The 20,920-nt window shown below is 72.1% G+C and carries 18 protein-coding genes; 9 read left to right on the top strand and 9 right to left on the bottom strand.

Annotation, left to right across the window (positions count from 1 at the left end):
* Window positions 1-59: 59 nt before the first annotated feature.
* The 8 genes from WMF34_RS43730 to WMF34_RS43695 all read right to left on the bottom strand — a co-directional run bounded on the left by WMF34_RS43730 (window position 60) and on the right by WMF34_RS43695 (window position 9,431).
* Window positions 60-2,033 carry an ABC-F family ATP-binding cassette domain-containing protein gene (locus WMF34_RS43730; protein WP_437991534.1) on the bottom strand — a complete coding sequence of 658 codons (1,974 nt, stop codon included), beginning with the start codon at window positions 2,031-2,033 and terminating at the stop codon, window positions 60-62.
* A gap of 309 nt (window positions 2,034-2,342) precedes the next feature.
* Window positions 2,343-3,098, bottom strand: coding sequence for a hypothetical protein (locus tag WMF34_RS43725; protein WP_437991533.1), 756 nt, complete (start codon window positions 3,096-3,098; stop codon window positions 2,343-2,345).
* A gap of 443 nt (window positions 3,099-3,541) precedes the next feature.
* Window positions 3,542-4,069, bottom strand: coding sequence for a hypothetical protein (locus WMF34_RS43720; protein WP_012241152.1), 528 nt, complete (start codon window positions 4,067-4,069; stop codon window positions 3,542-3,544).
* Window positions 4,062-5,378, bottom strand: coding sequence for an AAA family ATPase (locus tag WMF34_RS43715; RefSeq protein WP_012241151.1), 1,317 nt, complete (start codon window positions 5,376-5,378; stop codon window positions 4,062-4,064). Before WMF34_RS43715 ends, WMF34_RS43720 begins: the two co-directional genes overlap by 8 nt.
* Before the next feature lie 77 nt (window positions 5,379-5,455).
* Entirely contained in the window at window positions 5,456-6,418 is a 963-nt protein-coding gene (locus tag WMF34_RS43710; protein WP_437991532.1) for a carbohydrate-binding family 9-like protein, read from the bottom strand.
* A 79-nt stretch (window positions 6,419-6,497) separates the two neighbouring features.
* Window positions 6,498-8,138: a signal recognition particle protein gene (gene ffh / locus WMF34_RS43705; protein ID WP_437991531.1), complete on the bottom strand. Its 1,641-nt coding sequence runs from the start codon at window positions 8,136-8,138 to the stop codon at window positions 6,498-6,500.
* Between the two features lie 169 nt (window positions 8,139-8,307).
* Window positions 8,308-8,877 carry a hypothetical protein gene (locus WMF34_RS43700; RefSeq protein ID WP_437991530.1) on the bottom strand — a complete coding sequence of 190 codons (570 nt, stop codon included), beginning with the start codon at window positions 8,875-8,877 and terminating at the stop codon, window positions 8,308-8,310.
* 11 nt (window positions 8,878-8,888) lie between these two features.
* Entirely contained in the window at window positions 8,889-9,431 is a 543-nt protein-coding gene (locus WMF34_RS43695) for a hypothetical protein (RefSeq protein WP_044967211.1), read from the bottom strand.
* A 355-nt stretch (window positions 9,432-9,786) separates the two neighbouring features.
* Here WMF34_RS43695 and WMF34_RS43690 point away from each other — a divergent pair, with 355 nt between their 5' ends.
* The 8 genes from WMF34_RS43690 (at window position 9,787) to WMF34_RS43655 (ending at window position 19,072) form a co-directional block, all read left to right on the top strand.
* On the top strand, window positions 9,787-10,647 hold the full coding sequence (locus tag WMF34_RS43690) for a hypothetical protein (protein ID WP_012241146.1): 861 nt from the start codon (window positions 9,787-9,789) through the stop codon (window positions 10,645-10,647).
* Window positions 10,648-10,817: 170 nt separating this feature from the next.
* Complete coding sequence (locus WMF34_RS43685) at window positions 10,818-11,522, top strand: hypothetical protein (RefSeq protein ID WP_437991529.1); 705 nt, start codon at window positions 10,818-10,820, stop codon at window positions 11,520-11,522.
* A 40-nt stretch (window positions 11,523-11,562) separates the two neighbouring features.
* Window positions 11,563-12,405, top strand: coding sequence for a hypothetical protein (locus tag WMF34_RS43680; protein ID WP_437991528.1), 843 nt, complete (start codon window positions 11,563-11,565; stop codon window positions 12,403-12,405).
* Between the two features lie 687 nt (window positions 12,406-13,092).
* The gene (gene thiO / locus WMF34_RS43675) at window positions 13,093-14,202 is read left to right on the top strand and encodes a glycine oxidase ThiO (RefSeq protein ID WP_231864554.1); all 1,110 of its coding nucleotides are present in this window, start codon (window positions 13,093-13,095) and stop codon (window positions 14,200-14,202) included.
* A 549-nt stretch (window positions 14,203-14,751) separates the two neighbouring features.
* Window positions 14,752-16,476, top strand: coding sequence for a discoidin domain-containing protein (locus WMF34_RS43670; RefSeq protein WP_437991527.1), 1,725 nt, complete (start codon window positions 14,752-14,754; stop codon window positions 16,474-16,476).
* Between the two features lie 203 nt (window positions 16,477-16,679).
* Window positions 16,680-17,264: an RNA polymerase sigma factor gene (locus WMF34_RS43665; RefSeq protein ID WP_012241141.1), complete on the top strand. Its 585-nt coding sequence runs from the start codon at window positions 16,680-16,682 to the stop codon at window positions 17,262-17,264.
* Window positions 17,204-17,947 carry a zf-HC2 domain-containing protein gene (locus WMF34_RS43660; RefSeq protein ID WP_012241140.1) on the top strand — a complete coding sequence of 248 codons (744 nt, stop codon included), beginning with the start codon at window positions 17,204-17,206 and terminating at the stop codon, window positions 17,945-17,947. The genes WMF34_RS43665 and WMF34_RS43660 overlap by 61 nt, the downstream gene beginning before the upstream one ends.
* 21 nt (window positions 17,948-17,968) lie before the next feature.
* Complete coding sequence (locus WMF34_RS43655) at window positions 17,969-19,072, top strand: cytochrome c biogenesis protein/redoxin (protein WP_437991526.1); 1,104 nt, start codon at window positions 17,969-17,971, stop codon at window positions 19,070-19,072.
* 104 nt (window positions 19,073-19,176) lie between these two features.
* Here WMF34_RS43655 and WMF34_RS43650 read toward each other — a convergent pair whose 3' ends face one another.
* Window positions 19,177-19,605 carry a (deoxy)nucleoside triphosphate pyrophosphohydrolase gene (locus WMF34_RS43650; RefSeq protein ID WP_044967210.1) on the bottom strand — a complete coding sequence of 143 codons (429 nt, stop codon included), beginning with the start codon at window positions 19,603-19,605 and terminating at the stop codon, window positions 19,177-19,179.
* A gap of 495 nt (window positions 19,606-20,100) precedes the next feature.
* On the opposite strand from WMF34_RS43650, the gene WMF34_RS43645 reads away from it, so the two are divergent.
* Entirely contained in the window at window positions 20,101-20,766 is a 666-nt protein-coding gene (locus WMF34_RS43645) for a VOC family protein (protein ID WP_437991525.1), read from the top strand.
* Window positions 20,767-20,920 lie beyond the last annotated feature (154 nt).

Genomic DNA, 20,920 nt, shown 5'->3' with positions numbered 1-20,920 from the left:
CAGGTCGCCCCTGCGCCCCTGGACCGATTGCCGCCGGCCTCGCGCTCCGCCGCGCCCGGTCACGCCTTGCCGGCGGCCTCGCGCTTCGTCTCGAGCTCCTCCCAGCGGCTGACCAGGCGCGCCGCCTCCTGCTTGGCGCGCTCGAGCTCCGAGAGCAGCCCCGCCACGTCCGCGCCGCGGCTCGCGTAGAGCGTCGGGTCGGCGAGCTTCGCCTCGAGCTCGGCGACCTTCTGCTCGGCCACGTCGATCCGCCCCACGATGCCGTCGAGCTCGGTCCGCTCCGCGAACGTGAGCTTCGGCTTGTCGCTGGCCCGCGCGGCGGCCTTCGCCGGCGCCGCCGCCGGCCGGGCCTCCGCCTGGGCCTTCGCGGCCCGCGCCTCGGCCTCCGTCTCGAGCGCGGCGTTCGCGCGCTGCTCGCGGTAGGCGTCGTAGTTGCCCGCGTACCGCACGACCCGGCCGTCGCCCTCGAACGCGAGGATCGAGGTCGCCACCCGGTTCAGGAACCAGCGGTCGTGGGTCACGACGAGCGCCGAGCCGTCGAGCTCGATGAGCATCTCCTCGAGCGCGGCGAGGGTCATCACGTCGAGATCGTTCGTGGGCTCGTCGAGGATGATCACGTTGACGCTCTGGGTCAGCATCTTCGCCAGGGCGACCCGCGCCCGCTCGCCGCCGGAGAGCGAGCCCACAGGCTGCCGCGCCTTGTTCGGATCGAACAGGAACCGCTCCAGGTAGCTGCGCACGTCCATGGATCGGCCGCCCACCTCGACGCGCGTGTGCGAGCCCGCGATGTTCTCGAAGATCGACTTGTCGAGGTCGAGCCCGCTCCTGTGCTGGTCGAAGTACGCGACGCTCGAGTTCTTTCCGAGCACGACCTCGCCTTCCATGCGGGGCCCCTCGGCGGCCGCGCCGTCGCCTTCGGCGCCGAGCTGGCCGAGGATCGCGCGGAGCATCGTGGTCTTGCCCGTGCCGTTGCGGCCGACGATGCCGACGCGCTCGCCCTTGGTCAGGGTGAAGTCGAGGCCGCGCACGAGCCACTTTCCGTCGAGCGAGAGGCCGAGCTTCTTCAGCTCGAGGATGGTCTTGCCGGTGCGCACCGACTCCACCGAGAGCTGCGCGGTCCGCTCGGCCTTGGGCGGCGGCGCGCTCTTGGTCGCCTCGGCGCGCTGGATGCGGGCCTTCTGCTTTCCGGTGCGCGCCTTCGGCTGCCGCCGGAGCCACTCTAGCTCGGTGCGCAGGAAGTTCTGCCGGTTCGACTCGGTGCGCGCCTCGAGCGCGAGGCGCTCGGCCTTCTGCTCGAGGTACTCCTCGTAGCCGCCGTCGTAGCTGTAGACCTTGCCCTTGTCGATCTCGAGCGTGCGCTCCGCGACGCGGTCGAGCAGGTAGCGATCGTGGGTGATGAGGAGGAGCGCGCCGGGGTGCTCCTCGACGAGGTAGCGCTCGAGCCACTCGACGGTCTCGACGTCGAGGTGGTTGCTGGGCTCGTCGAGCACGGCGAGGGCGGGCCGCGACACGAGGAGGCGGGCGAGCGCGACGCGCCTGCGATCGCCGCCGCTGAGCACGCTCATGGGCGCGTCGGGCCGGGTGACGCCGACGTGGCCGATGATGGCGTCGACCTGGTGCATCATGTCCCACCCGCCGAGCCGCTCGACGTCGGCCCCGGCCTCGGCCTGCTCGGCGAGGAGCGCCTCGGCGTCCCCCGAGCCGGCCGCGAGCGCCCGGCTCACCTCGTCGTGGCGGGCCTTGGCGGCGTGCCAGGCGGAGAGCCCGGCGAGCACCACGTCGCGCGCGGTGTCGGTCGGCTCGAAGACCGGATCCTGCGAGAGGACGCCGATCTCCGCGCCGCGGCGGCGCGCGATGGTGCCGCTGTCGGCCTGCTCGACCCCGGCGAGGATGCGGGCGAGCGTGCTCTTGCCGGAGCCGTTGACGCCGACGAGGCCCACCCGCTCGCCCGTGCGGATGTTGACCGAGACGCCGTCGAGGATGGTCTGCGGACCGAAGGATTTGTGGAGATCGTGAGCGGTGAGGACGGGCACAGGGCGCGGAGCTTAGCGCAGCCGGCGGGGTGTGGGCCGGCTTTGCTGGGCCGGGGGCTGGGTCCAGGGCCGGATGCCCCGAGGGGCGCGGCGCCGCCGCAGCCCTGATGGGACGCTGGATGTGCGGTGTTCCGCGACGGGAGGCAGAAGGCGGTCGAAGCAGGCTCTTCTGTGTCGATCCGATGAATCACCATGTTCGGGATCACCCCAGCACGAGGCGAAGGGTTCTCTCCGGTCGCCGAGGGCGCCGGCGCGACCCACCTTCGTGATCCACGAGATGCTCTCGGCCGGCGGGCGCCAGCGACAGCGTCAGGGCGCGACGATCCGTCCGGGCGCCCCCTCGGCGCCGTTCTGGGAGTGGCAGCTGTTGCAATCGCCGCTCATCTGCGCGGCGAGCATCTTGCGCTCCTTGTCGCCCTTCACCACCCGTGCGGTGATCGGGAACTTGATGGGCGTGCGATCTCGTGCGGTATCGAAGAGGAAGTTGCCTGACGCGTTGACCGGCAGCTGGATCACCCGAGCGTCGGCGGTCGTGATCTCGACAACCACGTCCTCGGCCTCCCCGTCGACGCCGAGGCAGTCGTCGGGCTCGTGCCCGGTCGGGTAGACGGTGCCGACGATCGGCAGGCGCGTCGCGACCCGCGGCTCCTTCGTCGAGTGACAGGTCCGGCACGCCATGCCTGGGTGCATGAGCGGCGATTCGTGATCGCCCATCGTCCAGTGCTCGTCGCTGCTGCACACCGGAGCGTGCGCGAACGGATCATCGCCGCCCGTGCCCCCCGTGCCGCCGGAGCCGCTCGCGGCGCCCGAGCCACCGGAGCCACCCGAGCCGCCCGAGCCGGTCGCGTCGCCTGAACCGCTCGTGCTGCCCGACCCGCTCATCGGGTCCTCGATCCCCGTGCCCGTCGTGTTCGTCGTGGTGCCCGACGTGGTCGGCCCCTCGCCGCTCGAGCTCGTATCGTCTCCGCCCGCCGAGCCCGTCCCGCTCTCCGCGCCGGTGCCCTCCCCCGCACCGCCGCAGGCCACCAAAAGGATCGCTCCAACAAGAGTGAAGAACCGTGTCATCGCATGAACCTCCATCCATCCAGCCTGCCCACGGGCGCTCATCCCGGTATGTCGGGATGAGCCACGATCCGAGGCATGCAATTGCATGTCACGACTCTCAACGATCTTTCGCGTCGACGCAATAGCTCGATCGCGCTCTCGCATGGAGGCTACTGACAGCAGGCGTCGTGTCATTGCACGGCGACGCCACCCCGCCGCGCGAAATGTACAGCATCACGGGCCACAAATGCTGTTGATATAACGTTTCGTTTTCAGGAAGCCGCGGACCTCACGAATGCTGTTGATGTAGCGTTTCGCTTTCAGGAAGCACGCCCACCTTGAGCTCGCCTCGTACGAGCCCACGACGCATCGCCCCACGACGCACCGCGACCCCATGGGGAGCGACGTCACGGTCCGGGTGGAGAACAACGAGGTCACGGTGCGCCGGCGCCACCGCAAGCGCATCATCGAGCGCCGGGAGGCATCTTCTCGGGGTTCTTGCGCCAGAACTCTCTCTGGCACCACGCCGGGAGGAGCTGCTCCACGATCACCCCTTCTGCGGAGAGCGCCTCTTCGTGCTCGTGCCAGTCGGTGTCGCACGCGTTCACGATGGTGCTTTGACCGCCTTCCGCCCGGTGCGCGAGGTGCGCCGCCACGAGCTTCTTGTCGGAGTTGTCGAAGCGAGCGAGCCGCTCGGGCACGACGGCATACTCGCCGTCGTACTGCACGGAGACGAACGCCGCCGTCCGGAGCTTCTCCATCGCCACGACGATGCCGTAGTCCTGGGCCGTCAGCTTCTTCCTGTACTCGCGCAGGATGCCGCGGGCCCTGTCGATGATCAGGCGGCGCCCGTCATCGGCGCGGAAATCCTTGAGCCACGCGAAGACGATCCTCCGCTCGCTCGTCGGCACGTGGGTGTCCTTGAACGGCGAGGCAGGATCGGCGGCGCTCGCGACGATGAGCACGTTGGTGTCGACGACATGATCAGCCACGTTGCTCGTCCTTCTCCATGCGGTCGAGCATCCGCTCCATCTGCCGCTCGACCTCGCCCACCGTGTCACCGAAGAACTTGTCGGGCCAGTTCGCGACCCGCCCGTACTCGTTCACCTGGAGCGGCTCGAGCACCGAATCCCCTCCGCTGCACCGGGCAAAGTACATGGCGCACTCGTCCGGCGTGATGCGCTCCTCGGCCATCAACGTCTGGATCCGCCGGAAGAGGTGCTCCGAGTGCGTCTCGACGAGGAGCTGCACCCCGCGCTCTCGCACGGCCTCGATGAGCAGATCGCCGAGCGCGGATTGCGCCAGCGGGTGCAGGTGAAGCTCGGGCTCCGACATGATCACCGTCGAGCCCTCGGGCGCGAAGTACGCCGCGGTGACCACGGGCAGGACCTGGGAGACCCCGAAGCCGACGTCGAGCAGGTTCGTCCGGTGGCCCTGGAAGGTGATCATGACCTGGAAGAACGTCGTCGCCTGGCGCTCGATCTCCATCCTGTCCGCGACCCCGAGCCGCGCGAGCCCCGCGGAGACCTGCTCGACGAGGCGACCCCGCTCGGACCCGTCGGCGTGGCGGCCGACGAGGCTCGCGATCAGCGCCGGGATCGCGTGCTCGCCGCTCGATCCGAGCTGTCCTATCGAGCGCCCCGTCCAGGCGTAATGGCGCGTGGGCACGCTCCGGTGGGGCCCGAGGTAGGCGAGCCGCTGGAGCTCCCGCGTCAGCGCGAGCGCGAGATCCTGCGCGTCCGCCCCCGCGGCGCCGAGGGCGGCGACCGCATCGGCCGAGAAGCCGACGGACCGCTCGGGCTCGTAGGTCCGCCGAGCTCGCCGGTCGTCGGGCAAAGGGCCGCCCGGCGCGGAGAGCGCGTAGGCGCCGTCTCGCTGGCGCGCGACGGCATAGGCGCCCTCGACGGTGGCGTACGAGAGCCGCTCCACGTAGGGATTCTCGTCCTCGCCGGCGCCAACCTCCACCTCGTAGTCCACGGAGCCGAGCGTGCGCGGCGCGGCCCCCTTCCCGATGCTCACGGGGCCGAACGTCAGGTGGAAGCCGAGCCCGGCGCGCACGTCGCCCCCGGAGACGACGTCGGAGAGCCTGCCGAGGTCCAGCATCTCACCGGGCTGCCCGCCCAGGTTGAGCGAAAGGAGCCGGTCGGGCGACTCGATGGTTTGCTTCAGGAGCAAGAGCGGCTGGAGCAGGCTCGTCTTTCCGGCCGAGTTGACGCCGAGCACCAGCGTGAGCGGCCTGAGGTCGAACGCATGTGCGCCACGCCAGGACTTGAAATTCCGGAGTCCGAGCTTCGTGAACATCCTCTGTTTCCCTTTCCACGGAGGGCTCGCGCCGCAACGGGGTTCGCTGTTCTGTCGCTCGAAACGCCGGACGCGGCTCAGCGGTCCAGCGGATCGGCCCGGTCGCCCGGCTTCGGACCGGCCGGCGCGGAGGGCGCCGTCGCGGGCGCCGGGCCCGCGTCGCGCGCGGGCGCCCCCGCGCCGCCCGCGTCACCTTCGGCCGCGACGAACCGGACCCGCCCGAACCGCCGCGCCCGGTGGAAGTTCCCCTCGCCCAGGATCGGCGACCACGCCGCCCCGCCGTTGTTCTGCATGGCGTAGAAGTTCATCCGCCACGCGTCCCCCGGCGACGGCGGCGCCGCCTTCGCCTTCGTGAACGAGCTCCACGGGATCTTCGCCTCGACAACGTACCCCCGGTCCTCGTCCGAGTCGTCGTCGAGCGTCCCTCTCAGCGCGACCGCGCTCGCGAGCCCCGCGCTCCACGCCTCATGACCGAAAGGCCCGCTCGGGCCGCCCCTTGGAGCGTTGTAGTCGTCGAACTGCGAGTCGAAGACGAGGTTCTGAGGGTTGATCTGAATTTCGTAGTAGTCTTTATTATCTCCGTCGCCGTCGGGATCGATCATCACCTCGACGGTGTCCCGCTCCCAGAGGTGCGGGTCGCGCGCGCCCTCGGGGAACCCGCCGGTGATCGTTCTGTCGCTGACGTCGAATCCGACGTAGAGAAACCCATCGTCCCAGAGCAGCCGCGCCTCGCCCTGCGTCGGCAGCGACCGATCCTCGCGGCCCGTGCCCACGTTGACGAACGGACCTGTCGTCGCCGCCGCCTGCCACGCCGGCTCGTCGAGGCGGCCGTCGATGACGATCGCCGCGCCGGGCGCGAGCTTGCGCACCGAGAGCTCTTTCACGACGGCAGGCGGTCGTCTCTGGCTCTGTCCGGCCCCCGCGCCGCTGCTCGCCGGCGCGCGACCCGTCGCCCCGGACGGCGCCGCCTCCTGCTCGCCCCCGCCGCCCCGGGAGCACGCGGTGGCGAAGGCCACGGCGGCAAACGCGAGCGCCCGCACGCGAGCATGCGCGCCGTGCGCGCCGTGCGCACCGTCAGCAACGCGCCGCCGGCAGCAGGGCCCTCGCACGCGGCCGCCGCTACTTGCGCCCCTTCTTGCGGGCGTCGCGCTCGCGCTTGCGCTGCGCCTTCTTCGCGTTGCGCTCGGAGGCGCTGAGCGTCTTCATCTTCGTCATGTTCGGGCCCCCGGCGCCGGCGCCCGGGAAGCCGCCCATGCCCGGCATCCCCAGCCCGGGCATCCCCATCCCCGGGAAGCCCATGCCCGGAAAGCCCATGCCCGGCATCCCCATCCCGGGCAGGCCGCCGCCGGCCATCATCTGCTTCTGCATCTCCCGCATGTTCTTGGCCATGGCCATCTGCTTCATGCCGGGGATCTTGCCCATGAGGCCCATGTTCTGGCCGAGGCCGCTCATCATCTGGCGCATGAACAGGAACTTCTGGACGAGCTCGCTCACCGCCTCGGGCTTCGAGCCCGAGCCCTTCGCGATGCGCTCCACCCGCTTCGGCTCGCGGACCAGCGCGTACGGGTCGCTCTTCTCGAGGCGGGTCATCGACTGGATGATCGCCTCGATGCGGACGAGCTCCCGGTCGTCGAGGTTCACGTCCTGGGGCAGGCCGCCCGGGAACATGCCGCCGAGGGGCAGCTTGTCGACGAGATCCTTCAGCGATCCCATCTTCTGGATCATCCGCACCTGATCGAGGAAGTCCTCGAGCGTGAAGTCGCCCTGGAGCATCCGCGCGGCGTCCTTCTCGGCCTTCTTCTGGTCGACGACCTCCTCGAAGTCCTGCATGAGGCCGACGACGTCGCCCATGCCGAGGATGCGGCTCGCCATGCCGTCGGCGCGGAACGGCTCGAACTTGTCCGTCGTCTCGCCGATGCCGGTGAAGAGGACGGGCGCGCCCGTCACCTCCTTGATGCTGAGCGCCGCGCCGCCGCGGGCGTCGCCGTCGAGCTTCGTCAGCACGACGCCGCCGATCGACAGCCGCTCGTTGAAGCCGCGCGCCGTCTTCACGGCGTCCTGGCCGATCATCGCGTCGACCACGAGGAAGACGTTCTCCGGCTTGGTCGCGTCCTTGATCTGCGCGAGCTCCTGCATGAGCGGCTCGTCGATCGCGAGGCGGCCGGCGGTGTCGTAGATGATGACGTCGCGGCCGAGCCGCTTCGCCTCGCCGCGGGCCGCGGCGCAGATGGCGACCGGCGACTCGCCCGGGATGTTGAACACGGGGATCTTGAGCGACTCGCCGAGGACCTTGAGCTGCTCGACGGCCGCGGGGCGCTGCATGTCGGCCGCGACGAGCAGCGGCTTCTTCCCCTGCTTCTCGAGGTAGCGCGAGAGCTTCGCGCAGCTCGTCGTCTTCCCGGAGCCCTGGAGGCCGACCATCATGATGCCCGTGGGCCCGCTGTCGGCCCAGGCGATCTCGTCGCCCTCGTGGGTCATCATCGCCTCGAGCTCGTCGTGGCAGATCTTGATGAAGTGGTCGCTCGCCGAGACCTGGTGGACCTCGCCGGCGTGCTTCACGCGCGTCTCCAGGGTGCGGCCGACCGCGGCCTCCTTGACCCGGGCAAGGAACGCCTTGACCACCCCGATCTCGACGTCGGCCTCGAGCAGGCTGAGCCTTACCTCGCGGAGCGCGGCGTCGATGTTGCCCGCGGTGAGCTCCGTGAGCCCGGCGAGGCGGTTTCTGGCCTGACGAAAGCCCCGTGTCAGCGTGTCGAACATGGCAGGGCGGGTCTTAGCACAGGGGACCGCGAGCGCGGATCCCCTTGCCCTCTTCAACGCCGCGCGACGCGCGGCGCGGGCGCGGCCGGCGCCCCTCCCCGGGGGCGCGCGGCGCGGGCGCCTCGACCGGCGCGGACGCCGCGGGCGCGGGCGCGGACGACGCGGGACGTCACATCCCGCGCCGGCCCGAGCGGCGGAGGATCGCGAGCGCCTCGGCGCACCTCGGCATGACCTCGGCGCTCTCCTTGACCTTGGCGTCCGCCGCGACGAGATCCGCCAGCGCGCCGGGCCCGGCGGCCCCGTCGGGCGCCTCGAGCAGGGCGCGGACGCGCGCCTCGGCGGCCGTCGCGTCGAGCAGCAGGCGGTAGGCCCGCGCGCACGTGTCCTTGGCGCTCGCGGCGGGCGGCGTCGATGCGGGCTGGCGCTCGAGCTCCGCGAGCAGCGCCTCGCGCGCCTCGCGCGGCTCGCTCGGGGCGTCGCGGAGGACGTCGATCGCGTGCAGGAGCGCGTCCGCCTCCTGCTGCTCGGCCGATCGGCCGCACCCGGGCGCCGCCTGGACGATGGCGACGGCGGCGAGCGCCGCGGCGATCCGCTTCGCCGCGGCGATCCGCCGGACGGCCGTCCCTGCTGCGCCCGCCGTCCCTGCTGCGCCCGCCACCGCTGCCGCCCTCGCCGCCCTCGCCGCCCCTGCTGCGCCGGCCGCCCCTGCGCTGCCCGTCGCGCCGGGCCTCGTCGTCACGCTGGGCGCCCTCAGTCGGCCGGCTTCGCGGGCGGGCCCATCTGGATGCGCTCGCCGAGGTAGGAGCCGATCAGCGTGAAGAGCACGCCGATGAGCGCCATGATCACGTACATGAACAGCGGCATCGTCCGGACGGTCTGGCTGTGCAGGAGGTAGAAGACGGTCGGGATCGCGACGAGGAACGACGCGACGACCGGCTCGAGGAACGTCTTTCCGGGCGAGATCATGCCGAGGAGGACGCCGCCGATGAACCAGACGGGGATGGCGACGATCATCCCGTTCGACCCCTCGAAGTCGAGCTGCTGCACGATCATGGGGAGGCCGCCGACGAGGGCCGCGGTGAGCACGCTCTGCAGGACGAGGGCGATGAGGCACCAGAGGATCGAGAAGCCCTCCTGCTGGTAGCGGCGGTGGCGGTCGAGCTCGGAGTCGCGGAAAGGCGCGAGCGAGCCCATCCTGGCGCCGCACGCGATGCAGCGCCCGCTCGCCGTCACGGAGGCGTTGTTCGCGCCGCACGACGGGCACACGATGGAGCTGTCGTTCTTCGAGGGCATCGCGGCTAGGCTAGGCAAGGCGCCGCGTGCGGGCAAGCGCGCGACGCGGCCCCCCGCGCCGCGGCCGGGCGAGCGCGCGGCGAGCTCAGGGGCGGCCCGCGAGAACGATGGGCGGGGCCGCGACCGGTCGCCCGGAGGCGGGCGGTACGAGGCTCGCGGGCCGGCGGCAGACACACGGGCGCGTGGAGGGTGCCGCCACGCGCCGCCCCCCGAGGCGTGTTCGGGCGCCGGCCCGGCGATCGCGTCGCGCGGCTCCTGACGGGCGAAGGCACGGGCTAGACTCGGCGCCCCGCCGATGGACGCTCGCGCGGCGGGGATCCCGCCGGCTGCCGCGAGCCACGCAAGAGGCGCACGAATGGGCCTGGACGCGACCGTGATGTGCAGGTGTTGGCTCGACGGGACGACGCGCACGCCGCCCCCGCACGCGGAGCACGTGGGGTTCGATGAAGAGGGGCAGCTCTGCCTGACGCTCCCAGAGGAGCGTCAGGACGCGCACGACGCGTTCTACGCATGGATGGAGGACTGCTGCCCGCACCCACGCATGTGGCTCGCCTCCGAGTGGATCTCGAACTGGGCAGGTCTCAGGGCGTTCCAGGCGGCGCTCGATCGGATCGGCTGGCAGCACTTCCCGACGCTGCAGGCCGAGCTGCCGGCGGCGAACGGCGGCATGATGCCGGCCGAAGCCAGCGCGCGCGCGCTGGGAGAGCTCGCGCGGTTCGCCGAGCTCGTCGCCTCCGTCCGCTCGGCCTTCCTGGTCGACTCCGGGACCGGTGATGAGCTCTATGACTTCGTTCCGCAGTACGAAGGCATCTTCGTCATGAGCGGCTCGGAGCAGGTCAACCTCGGCTTCGACGTGAATGGCTTCTTCGTGCGGAGCCGCGGAGCGCCTCCCCGCGAGCTGTTCCGCGCCCTGCGCGTCGAGCAGATCCTGCTTGAGCCCGAGCGCACCGAGGCCCACGAGGGCGGCCGCGTGCTGCTCCGGGACCTCGACACGGGACGCGAGTTCGAGTCCAGGGTCGCCGTTCCCGGCGGGTGCATTCCCTGGCCCGACGGTCGAATGCAGGACGACAGGGGGCGCGTCCGGTCCGCGTATCCGCGCTCCTTCCACGTGGCGCAGCGCGCGCTGGGCGTCGCCGATTTCGAGCAGATCCTCGGCTCCCTGCGCCGGGTCTTCGAGGCCTCGGTGGCCACGGGCAACCCGGTGTGCTGGTGCTGAGCCCGCGCACGCGCGCCGGGAGCGTGTCGTTCGCCCGTGCCTCGCGCGCCGCGCCCGACGTCCTGCGCGCCCGGGTCCGCCACGCCCGAGCCCGCTCCTCCCCTCGCCCGAGGACCGGCGAGACGGCGGGTGCACCGCGGCCGGCGCTCCGGCTATATACTCGATGAAGCGTGCCCACCGACCCGACCTCGACCCTGGAATCCATGACGTCCGGCCCGCGCGGCCCGGGCGGCGATGGCCTCGACGTGGCGGGGCCCGATCCGGAGCTGCTCGCGCTGCCGTCGCCGCCGAAGCAGGAGCGCACGGTCACGGTGGCGCTGATGGCGGCGACCGCGATCGCCGCGCTGTGGATGGCCGTCGCGCTGCTCGGGGAGGCGCGTTACGCGCTGTCGCCGGGCCAGCCGGCGGACGTGGGAGAGCTCGCGTCGCTGCGGCCGCAGGCGGACCTCGCGAACCGTTACGTGCGGGCTGTCGGCCTGCTCGGGACGCGCGGCGCGATCCGGTACGGGCGCGCCGCGGAGGGCGACTCGTTCCGGCTGGCGCCGGTGGCGGGCAACCCGGGGCTGTGGGTGGAGATCCGGGTGCCGGAGGGCTTCGAGGGCCCGCGCTTCGTCCCGCCGAGCACGTTCGCGGGGCGGCTCGTGCCGTTCGAGAGGGCGGGCATCCGGCACGCGCGGCTGGCCGCCGAGGTGGAGGAGCAGGCGGGGATGGCCGTGACGGACGACGCCTGGCTGCTCATCGACGGCAGCTCGCCGCGCGCGTCGCGCTGGGCGGTCGCGCTCGTGGCGCTGTTCCTGGGCTTCGCGGGCTGGAACCTGTTCGGCATCGCGCGGGTGCTGCACCGCGTGCGGGACGACGCGCGCCGCGCTTCTTGACGCGCTCGCGGCAGGGGAGCAGGACGCTCCCTGCCCACCGATGCCCAAGGTCACCTTCGTCAACGAGCACAGGACGGTCGAGGCCGCGCCGGGTCGTCTCCTCAGCGACATCGCGGCCGAGCTCGGGATAGCGGTCTGCCGCGAGGCGTTCCGGGGCACCGGCATCGGCGATTACACGTGCTGGGTGAAGGGGGAGCCTGGCGCGACGTCGCCCCCGACGTTCCTCGAGAAGCTGCTCGGCGCGCGGGGCCAGCGCCGGATGGCGAACAGGACGCGCGTGCTCGGCGACGTGCAGGTGTGGACCCAGGCCGGCCCTGGCAACCGGCTGCGCGCGCCGCGGCCGATCGCGCCGCCGCCGAGCCCGGCGACGGATCCGGAGGCCCCGCGCAAGCCGATCGACGCGAGCGGCAGCGCGGCGTTCCCGTACGGCGATCCGCGCGCGGTCGGCCACGGCAAGCGAGAGCCGATCGCGGCGGGCGCGCTCGAGGCAAAGGCCGCGAAGGAGAAGAAGGCGAAGGCAGCCCCGGCGAAGGCGGCGGAGGGCGCGGCGCCGGAGGCGGCGGCGGAGGGCGCGGCCTCCGCGGCCGTAAAGGCGCCGAAGGCTGCTGCGAAGGCGCCGAAGGAAGCGGCGCCCGACGCCGCCAAGGCGCCAGAGGCCACGCTGCCGGAGCCTGCCGCCAAGGCGCCGGAGGCCGCGGCGAAGACACCCGACGCCGTGGCGACGACGCCGGAGGGCGCGGTGACGGACCCTGCTGCGAATGCGATGGAGATCGCGACCCTCGACGCCGCAAAGGCGCCAGAAGCCCCGGAACCCGAGGCCGCGGCAAAGGCGCCCGAACCTGCAACGGCAGCCAAGGAGACCGGCGGAGGGGCGTCGGAATAGCGATCGTTGCGCGTACACGCAGCGCTGACGCGAGCGGAGGCGGAGAGGTCGACGGGCCTGTTGGCTCGAAGCTCCTCGCGCCTCTGACGCCTTGTATCAGGGCGTGAGTATGTTCTTAAGGCGTTGAAGCGGCTTCGTCGAAAGGATTGAGGAGCTACACGCCGGTACACGCGACGTCACAGATGTTGCGGTTGACCAGGATGAGGTTGTGCACAAGGGCCGTGGGGGGGGCGAAGAGACCATCGGCGATTGGCAGTCTGTCGGGCACGGACAGGCGGCCTCAGGTTCTTGCGATCTCCTGAGTGACTGGCAGGTTGCGCCCACCAAACGAGATGAGGATGCGGTAGTTCCCTAGCCCTATCTTCCCCGCAAGCACGTCGTCCAGTCAGCGCCGAGCCCCGGCAGCGCTTCCTCCTGCCCCTGTGCCGAACCCTCCGCAGCGCCTCCCCCTGCGCCTCCCCGGTCTCGGCAACGCTTCGCCCACCCCTGCCGGGTCTCCCCAGCACGGGTGCTCCGGAACGCGCACGCCCCGACGCCGCCCCGGTCGCTCGTCGACAACCGTCCCCTGCGCCGGCGCATCCCGCGCCCCAGCCCCCGCTCCCATGTCGCAGTGCGCCGCGGTCGACGCGGGGCCGCGCTCCAGGTTGTGTGGCTGCCCCCGGCGCCCGGCGTGCTATGCACGCGCCGATGAGCGACGTGGTGGTGATCGGCGGCGGCGTGGCCGGGTGCGCCTCGGCGCTGGCCCTGGCGCGGCGCGGGCTGTCCGTCCGCGTCCTCGAGCGCAACCAGGGCGAAGGCGCTTCGTGGGCGGCGGCGGGGATCATCGGGCCCCAGCTCGAGGCCGCGGGCGACGGCCCCCTCGCGCGGCTCTGCCTCGCGAGCCGCGCCCTGTACGCGGAGCTCGCCGCCTCGCTCGTCGAGGCGACGGGGATCGACGTCGGGTACCGGCAGAGCGGCGCCCTGCGCGTGGCGTTCACCGCCGAAGGACGCGAGGAGATCGCGCGCGAGCTCGCGTGGCAGCGGGAAGCCGGCCTCACCGTGGAGATCTGCGACGGCGACGGGGCCCGCGCGCGCGCGCCGGCGCTCTGCGACGAGGTCGCCGGCGGCGCGTGGCTCGCCGACGAGGCGCGCATCGATCCGCCGTCGCTCATGCGCGCGCTGCGCATCGCGGCGGAGCGCGCGGGCGTGTTGTTCAGCACCGGGGCGACCGTCCGGCGCATCGTGGTCGAGCGGGAGCACGCGCGCGGCGCGCAGCTCGAGGACGGCACGAAGATCGAGGCGGGCTGGACGGTGCTCGCCGCCGGGAGCTGGTCGTCCCTCCTCGAGGCGTCGGGCCTCGCGCCCTCGGCGGTGCGCCCGGTGCGCGGGCAGATCGTCGAGCTCACGCCGGCGTCGCCGGTGCTCTCGCAGGTGGTCTACGGCCCCGGCTGCTACCTGTCGCCGCGCGACGACGGGCGCGTGCTCGTCGGCGCGACCATGGAGTTCGCCGGCTACGTCACCGCGGTGACGTCGCGCGCCGTGCGCGACCTCCTGACCGCGGCGCTCCGGCTCGCGCCCGCGCTCGGCGACGCGCCGATCGGCAGGACGTGGGCCGGCCTCCGGCCCCACCCGAAGGACGCGCTGCCGATCCTCGGCGAGGGGGAGATCGCGAATCTGATCTTCGCGACAGGGCACTTCCGCAACGGCGTCCTGCTCGCCCCGGTGACCGCGAAGATCGTGGCGGCGCTGATCGCGGGAGAGGAGCCGCCGCTCGATCTGTCGCCCTTCTCCGCCAGGCGAGCCGGCATCACCGGCTGAGCGCGACGGCGAGGTGTGCGCACCTGGCGCGGCGAGCTGAAGGTCGTCCGCGCAAGCATTGATGCGCGGAGACCCTCGTGATTGCTCGGCGCGACAGCGCCTGAGCCCGCTGGACACTCTGCCCGATGGGAACGACGCCAGCGTGAGGGTGGTACCCCGCTGAGCTCCCTCGCGAGGCAAACGCTCATCGAGGAGCCTCGTTCGCCAGCCGTGAATCGACCACAGCCCATTCGGACAGCAGACAAGATGCTGACAGACATCCTCTTTCCAGGAGGGCGGCCAGACAAGCAAGGCAATGAGCCGTCGACCAGGAGCAGGCTCCCCAGCACCGGCTTGACATCGCCGGGGAATATCGTATCTCATCTCCTTCAGAACTTTGATCTTGCTTGGTGGCATCATCACGCACACTGCCTTGAGGTCGGTGAAATGATCCACCGAAAGGAGAACACCTTGAACTTACGCACTGCCGTTCCCACACTGTGCGTCGCCATGGCGGCTGTTCTCGCGGGCTGCGTCGTAGGCGCCGACACAGGCGCTGTCGAGGGCTCTGTGACAGGCAGCGATGAAGTCGGCGGCCAGCAATCATCGTCGCTCTCTGCGGGTTGCACGGTTCTCCTCACGCCGGCGAGCCTCGTCGCGAGCGTCGCGCAGGCCGAGAACCCGGCGGCGAACGTCGGCGATGGCAGCCTGGCCACCCGCTGGTCGGGCCGCGGCAAGGGCGCCTACGTGACGGCGGACCTGGGCGCGACCCAGCGCATCTGCGGCATCTCTCTCGGCTGGTACAACAGCGGGGTCGATGGGCGCATCTACGACTACGCGCTCTCGACGTCCACGGACGGCAGCACCTTCTCGCCGCTCTCCGCGGGGAAGAGCCTGCCGAGCACCTCGCTCCAGCCGATCGAATTCGAGGCCGTCGACGCGCGGTACGTCCGCCTCACCGTCAACGGGAATACCGTCAACGACTACGCCAGCGTGACGGAGCTTCAGATCACCGCCAGCGCGGCCCCCGCCAGCGCCTTCGTCCATCCGGGCATCCTGGTCAGCAAGGGACAGCTGGATTTCGTCAAGACGAAGATCGGCGGCGGTGCGCAGCCCTGGACCAAGGAGTACCAGCTCGCCAGGGGCTCGAGGCACGCGAAGCGGGACTACGTCGCCAGCCCGGTGCCGATCGTGAAGTGCTCCACGCCCGGCTCGAAGCAAAAAGCCATCGATATGGGCTACGAGCAAGCGGGCTGCAGCGAGATCGTCGACGACGCGAACGCCGCCTATACGCAGGCGCTGCTCTGGTACTACAGCGGCGACGCACAGTATGCCGAGAACGCGCGGCGCATCCTCAACGCCTGGGCGCGCACGATGACCGCCATCCTGTTCGATCAGCCCCGCTTCCCGGACACCAACGGTCAGGTCTACGCCAACGGCCATTTCGTCGCTGGCTGGGGAGGCACCAACTTCCTGCGGGCCGCGGAGATCTTGCGTTACACGTACAGCGGCTGGACGGCCGAAGACACGGCGCTGCAAGAGAACCACTTCAAGACCGTCTACTGGGACCTGGTGAAAGACGGCTGGACGGGCGGCGCGAACCGGACCTCCGTGATGAACGAGACGGCGCTGGGCATCGCGATCTTCACGAACGATCGCGAGAAGTACGAGTACGTCGTGAGCCAGGTAGAGCACTCCAGCAAGGCCATGATCTACATGCCGAGCGACGGCGGCCAGCCGCTCTATCCCATGTATCAGGGCCGGCCGCGCTACACCAACGACGCGAAGGGCGATCTCGCGGGGATCTGGAGCAAGCCGACGCGCTACATCGCCGGCCTGGAGCAGGAGACCTGCCGCGACCTCGGGCACATGCAGATGGGCACGAGCTCGCTGGCGAACATGGCAGAGACCCTCCGCATCCAGGGCGACGCTCGCAGCGCCTACGGCGACGACCCGGTCCATCACGAGAACCGCCTGCGGGCGGCGCTCGAGCTGAACGCCGATTACGTGCTGCAATACCTTGACAACACGGGCAATCGGGTCGGCGTGAAGGTGACGCCCGCGGGCTGGATGCCGGCGCGAAACTGGCCGTGCAGCAGCTTCGCCGAGACCGCCGGCGGCGGCTCGGCGGTCATGGGCTGGGAGATCGGGTACAACGAATTCCGCAATCGGCGCGGGATCGGCATGCCGAAGACCGAGGAGCTCATCACACGCGTCAGGGCGATGAGCAGCGCCGGGACCCGGGTCGGCAACCACATCGGCTGGGAGACGCTGACGCACGCGGGCGCGCCCTAGCCGCCCCCGACCCCGGTCGTCCCGAGCACGGGCTCCCTCGCGCCGCGGGAGCCCCCTGCGCCGTCGCCCGCCACCGTCGATGTGAGCCGGGCCTCATCACCGCCGAGATCCCGCGCGTCAGGAACTTTTCTCGGGGCTCGCCGTGTCCTGAGAGTGTCCGGAGAGCGAGGCGGCGCACGGCCCTCCCGCTCCCGGTCCAGCCCATGCCCACGTCTCCCCACGCCTCGTTCCTCGATCGGCTCCTCGCCGAGCTCCCGTGCCTCCTGCGCGCGGCGCGCCGCCTGACGCGCTCGGAGCAGGACGCCGAGGATCTGGCGCAGGCGACGATCGTGCGCGCGATCGAGCGTCACGCCGACCTGCGCGAAGAGGATCGCATGCGCGCGTGGCTGCTCCGCATCGAGCGATCGGTGCTGCTCAACGCGACGCGCGGCGCGCGGCAGCGGCTCGAGGTGATCGAGGGCGGCCGCGGCGCCGAGTCGGTGCCGGAGCCGCAGGGCAATCTGGAGGCGGAGCTGCTCGAGCGCGGCTTCGCCGACGAGGTCGAGCGCGCGCTCGCGCGCTTGCCCCCGGAGTGGCGCGAGGCGCTGCTCCTGCGGGAGGTCGAGGAGCTCTCCTACGAGGAGATCGCCGATCTCCAGGCGTGCCCGGTGGGCACGGTGCGATCACGGCTCTCGAGGGCGCGGCTCGCGCTCGTCGAGGGCCTCTCCGAACGATGCGAGGAGGCGTCATGGCAGGCTGCAACCGCGAGTGGTTCGAGAACATTTCGGCGTGGCACGACGGCGAGGTGACGCCCGAAGACGCGGCGCGGATCGAGGCGCACGTCGCCGGCTGCGCGCCCTGCCGGCGCGCAGCCGAGGTCCTCGGCGGCGTGCGGCGCGCGCTCGTCGCGAAGGCGGACGGGGAGGTCCCGGAGCGCCTGCGCGATCGGGCGGAGGCCGCGGCGCGGAACGCGCGCGCGCGGCGGCGCGGCCCCTGGGCGATCACGGCCGCCCTCGCCGCGGCCGCGGCGGCCGCCGCGCTGCTCGTCGGCAGCCCGAGCCGGGGCGTGAGCGCGGCGATGGCCGACGAGCTCGTGAGCCACCACGTGCGCGGCTTCGCGCGAGAGCGCCCGTGCGACCTCGAGTCCTCCGATCCGGGCGCCGTCGCCGGGTGGCTCGAGGGGAAGCTCGGCTACGCGGTGAGCGTCCCGGCGGTGTCCGGCGCCCGGCTGCTCGGGGCGCGCCTCTGCCAGATCGGCGGCACGCGCACGGCGGCGCTCATGTACGCGAGCGGGGACAAGCCGCTCACGGTGTTCGTGCCGCCGCCCGGGTCCGGCGCCGCGACGGCGGCGCGCGCGCTCGCGGGGCGCGGCGTGGGGTGCACCCGGGGGCCGCTCGGCAACGCGATCTGCGCGAGGAGCGTGGAGCAGCCGGTGCTCGCGGTGGCTGAAGTGGACACAGCGGCGCTCGCGCCGGCGCTCTTCGGGCGCTGAGCCCGTCGATCACGAGGACCCATGACGATCGGTTCATTGCTGGCGCTCTTCGGCGCGGGGCTCCTGACGTTCGCGTCGCCCTGCGTGCTCCCCATGCTCCCCGTCTACCTGTCGGCCCTCGGCGGCGCCGGGGCGCTCGGCGGCCCGGACCCGGCGGCGGCGAGGCGCGGCGTGCGCCTCGCCGGCATCGGCTTCGCGATCGGCCTCGCGATCGTGCTCGTCGCGCTCGGCGCCGGCGCCTCGGCGATCGCCGCGGTCCTCGCGCCCCACCGGCGCGCGTTCACCGTCGCGTCCGGCGTGCTCCTGGCGCTCTTCGGCGCGAAGCTCCTGGGCGTGCTGCGCCTCCCGTGGCTCGAGCGCGAGGCGCGCCCGCTCCTCTCCCGCCTCCCGGCCGCGGGCGGCTTCTGGGGGGGCATGCTCTTCGGGATCGCCTTCGCGGCGGGGTGGACGCCGTGCGTCGGCCCGGTGCTCGGCGCGGCGTTGACCTACGCGGCCAGCGCGGGCGCGAGCCCGCTCACCGGCGCGATCCAGCTCGGCGCTTACGCCGCGGGCCTCGCCGCGCCGCTCGTCGCCGCGGCCTTCGTCGGGCCGGCGGCCGTCGCGCTCGCGCGCCGCCTGATGCCGGCCACGCCGGCCCTCCAGCGCGTGACGGGGGCGCTGCTCGTGGCCGCCGGGATCGCGGTCGCCGACGGCCGCCTGGACGCCCTCTCGCCGGCGCCCGCGACGGCCGTGGATGCGGGCGCGCCCTGCGAGGTCGGCCCCGCCGGCGCGTGCGCGGCCCCGGAGGGCGCGGTGGCGCAGGGCGACGTCGCGCTGCCCGAGGGGATGCCTCGGCTGCTCGAGTTCGAGAGCGCGCAGTGCCCGGTGTGCGAGCGCATGGCGCCGCTCGTGAAGGAGCTCGAGGGGCGCTGCGCCAAGGAGGCCGGCACCGTCCTGCGCATCCAGGTCGACGATCCGCGCGGGCGGGCCCTCGCCGCCCGCTACGGCGTGCGCTTCGTGCCGACGTTCCTCAGCGTCGACGCCGCCGGGCAGGAGGTGGAGCGCGCCGTCGGCGAGCTGCCCGCCCAGCGGCTCGCGAGCCTCATCGGCGACGTCCGCGGCGAGGCGTGCCCCCCTGCCATGTGAGCCCCGACGGCGGGGCTCGCTGCCCCCTTCATCCCGGAGGCCGCCCGAGCCTCGCGGAGCGCCGTGTACCAGCGCTCAGGCGGGAGACATCGTTCCACGACTGGCTACGTCGCCGCGAGCCGCGCGCGCACCTTGGCGAGCACCGCGACGTCGGCGGGCGGGAAGAGCTCGTCCCGGAGATCGGCCGCCTCGGCCCAGCGCACGGCAGCGACGTCGAGCGCTGCAGGCGCGGGCGAGCCCTCGGCGAGGGCGGCGGCGTAGAAGAGGAGGAGCACCGGCTTCTTCGGATAGCGGTGGTAGGTCACCTCGACGATGTCGCCGACCTGGGCCTCGACGCCGATCTCCTCGCGCAGCTCGCGGATCAGGGCGTCCCGCGGATCCTCGTCGGCCTCGACCTTGCCGCCGGGGAACTCCCAGGCGCCCTCGAGGTGCGCGCCCGCCTTGCGCTGCGTGAGCAGGACGCGGCCGCGCTCGATGATGACGGCGGCGGCGACGAGGACCGGGGGAGGAGCGGGGACGGGCGTGGCGGACATGGGCGCGTAGGATGTCGGTCGTGGCGCGCAAGACAAGGGCGAACGGCGCGCTCGACGCGGCACATCCCTCCGGCGTCTCCATTGCCTTGCGCGGCTGGGATTTCTCACCCTCGGACTCGTGCGCCGGTGGCGGCGGGAGCGGGGGCGCGATCGGCAGCAGCGGCAGGACCGGGAGCACCTCCGGCAGGCCAGCGCGGCCCGTCGCGTCGGGGGATAGGACCACCCCGTCTCCGGACCGATGACCACCTTCGAGGTGGCTTCCGCGAGATCCCATGTTGACGAGGAGCCCGATGCCGTCCTTGCCGCAGGGATCGGGATCGTAGACAGCCCCATACCCCGAAGCAACGTCAGGCGTACGCGACGGTCTGCAAACCCGCCAGCTGTCCCGGTCGCGACACAGCCTGATCAGATGTGGTGCTGTTGATATGGCGTCGCTTTTCACGCTACAGTCTCGTGCGAGCCAGGGACGCCGGCTCCACTCGCCGGAGGCGGCCGATGGGCTGGGAAATCGATCATGTGTTCCTTGCGACGCCCGACGTTGGCATCGCCGAGCGGATGCTCGCCGAGTTCGGCCTGAGCTTCAGCCGCCACGCGGTGCACGAGGGGCAGGGGACCGCGAATGCGTGCGCGGCCTTCGAGAACGCGTTCTTCGAGGTCCTCGGCGTCCACGATCTGGAGGAGCTGCAGACCGAGATCGTTCGGCCGCTGGGGCTACACGAACGCATTCATTGGGCCGAGACCGGCGCATGCCCGTTTGGCATCTGTTTCAGGACCATCGATGCCGGAGGCGCCGGGGGCTGGCCCTTCGAGACCTGGGACTACAAGCCGAAATACATGCCGACGGGCATGAGCATGCCCATCGTGACGCCGCGAGGGTCCCTGGCGGAGCCCATGATATTCGTGGCCCCACAGACGATCAGGCGGATCACCCCGATCGAGTCGCGGTCGCATCGTGGCGCGCGCCGGACGCTGACGCGTGTACGGCTGCAACTGCCAGCGGAGGACCCGCCGCTCTCGTCGGGCGTGCGCTGGTTCGTGGACCAGGGCATGCTCTCGATCGATCGTGGGGCGACCTGCTCTCTCGAGCTGGAGTGGGATCACGGTCACGAGGGGCAATCTCACCAGTTCCCCGCAGAAGTGCCGCTCGTCGTGCGCTGGTAGAGCGGGCTTTCGCCGTACGTTGGGGGAAGCACGAGCGCTCGCCCGGCCAAGCGGTGGCGCGCCTGCCGGCGGCGGCCCCGCGGCACGGGGAGCCCGGCCGCCCGCCGGCCCCGGAGCCGCCCGGAGGCCAGAGCCGGAGAGCGAGCCCGCTTCC

Source organism: Sorangium sp. So ce145, assembly GCF_051525985.1.
Classification (GTDB): Bacteria; Myxococcota_A; Polyangia; order Polyangiales; family Polyangiaceae; genus Sorangium; species Sorangium cellulosum_B.
Note: the sequence above shows the minus strand (reverse complement) of the source record. Positions and strands in the feature narration are given on the sequence as shown.

Coding starts and splice junctions, on each gene's coding strand:
- thiO (WP_231864554.1), top strand. CDS start 13,093: ATGAGCGACGTGGTGGTGATCGGCGGCGGCGTGGCCGGGTGCGCCTCG.
- WMF34_RS43725 (WP_437991533.1), bottom strand. CDS start 3,098: ATGACACGGTTCTTCACTCTTGTTGGAGCGATCCTTTTGGTGGCCTGC.
- WMF34_RS43645 (WP_437991525.1), top strand. CDS start 20,101: ATGGGCTGGGAAATCGATCATGTGTTCCTTGCGACGCCCGACGTTGGC.
- WMF34_RS43665 (WP_012241141.1), top strand. CDS start 16,680: ATGCCCACGTCTCCCCACGCCTCGTTCCTCGATCGGCTCCTCGCCGAG.
- WMF34_RS43695 (WP_044967211.1), bottom strand. CDS start 9,431: ATGCCCTCGAAGAACGACAGCTCCATCGTGTGCCCGTCGTGCGGCGCG.
- WMF34_RS43660 (WP_012241140.1), top strand. CDS start 17,204: ATGGCAGGCTGCAACCGCGAGTGGTTCGAGAACATTTCGGCGTGGCAC.
- WMF34_RS43655 (WP_437991526.1), top strand. CDS start 17,969: ATGACGATCGGTTCATTGCTGGCGCTCTTCGGCGCGGGGCTCCTGACG.
- WMF34_RS43650 (WP_044967210.1), bottom strand. CDS start 19,605: ATGTCCGCCACGCCCGTCCCCGCTCCTCCCCCGGTCCTCGTCGCCGCC.
- WMF34_RS43680 (WP_437991528.1), top strand. CDS start 11,563: ATGCCCAAGGTCACCTTCGTCAACGAGCACAGGACGGTCGAGGCCGCG.
- WMF34_RS43690 (WP_012241146.1), top strand. CDS start 9,787: ATGGGCCTGGACGCGACCGTGATGTGCAGGTGTTGGCTCGACGGGACG.
- WMF34_RS43715 (WP_012241151.1), bottom strand. CDS start 5,378: ATGTTCACGAAGCTCGGACTCCGGAATTTCAAGTCCTGGCGTGGCGCA.
- ffh (WP_437991531.1), bottom strand. CDS start 8,138: ATGTTCGACACGCTGACACGGGGCTTTCGTCAGGCCAGAAACCGCCTC.